At 66.1% G+C, this 900-nt stretch carries 1 protein-coding gene; it reads left to right on the top strand.

Features of this window, described 5'->3' with window-relative positions:
• Positions 1–122: 122 nt before the first annotated feature.
• Positions 123–900: tyrosine-type recombinase/integrase (locus ACT3SQ_RS19270; RefSeq protein WP_444601623.1), on the top strand; the 778-nt coding region annotated here is incomplete at its 3' end.

Below are 900 nucleotides of genomic sequence, written 5' to 3'. Positions count from 1 at the left end.
CCGCTGCCGACGATCTCGGCGGTGCTCGGACACGCCAGCCAGGAGTCGACCAACGTGTATATGAGCGTCGATGACCAGCGTCTCCTGCAGTGCGTGTTGCCGGTGCCGGCGGGAGCCCGGTCATGAACGCCCACGGTTTCACCAGCGTGTTCGCCACCGATCTGACGGCTTATCTCGCATTCAAGGAGAGCATGGGCTTCTACGGCGTCTCCCGGATCTGGTATCTGAAACAGTTCGACGCTTACTGCACCCGCCACGACCTGCGCGTCTTCGATCGGGACACCGTCGAAGGATGGGTGACCGCCCAGCTGGCGCGCTCTGGCCGGTACCGGTCGTGGATGTCCTACATCCGCGACGTCGGACGATGGCTCCAGACCCAGGGGCACACGAGCGCCTACGTGCTCTCTGACCAATGGAAGGCCCCGTTCATCCGGGTCACCCCCTACCTGCTCAACCGGGACGAGATCGAGCGTTTCTTCACCGCCGCGGCCCAGCTTGACGCGCAGTCACCGTGGCGGTGGCAGGCGATCGCGTTCTTCACGCTGATGCACTCCTGCGGGCTACGAACCGGCGAAGCTCGCGCTCTGTTGGCCGCGCAGGTCGACCTCGACGACGGGCACCTCGACATCGTGGGGGCCAAAGCCCGGCGCAGCCGCCGTCTGCCCCTGACCGATCAGATCGTCGAAATCCTGGCCGTCTGCGACCAGAGATCCCAAGCCCGCTTCGGGGCGCATCAGACGTTCTTCGTTTCGGCCGCCGGGACCCCGGTGACTGCGGCAGCGGTCGGTGTGATCTTCCGTCGCATCTGGGACCAGGCCGGCCTGCCTCGCCCCACGGCCGGCAGACAGCCGCGACCTTACGACTTCCGGCACCACTTCGCCTACGCCAACCTCGAACGCT

This window comes from Brachybacterium sp. AOP42-C2-15 (assembly GCF_052377065.1).
Lineage (GTDB): Bacteria > Actinomycetota > Actinomycetes > Actinomycetales > Dermabacteraceae > Brachybacterium.
Note: the sequence above shows the minus strand (reverse complement) of the source record. Positions and strands in the feature narration are given on the sequence as shown.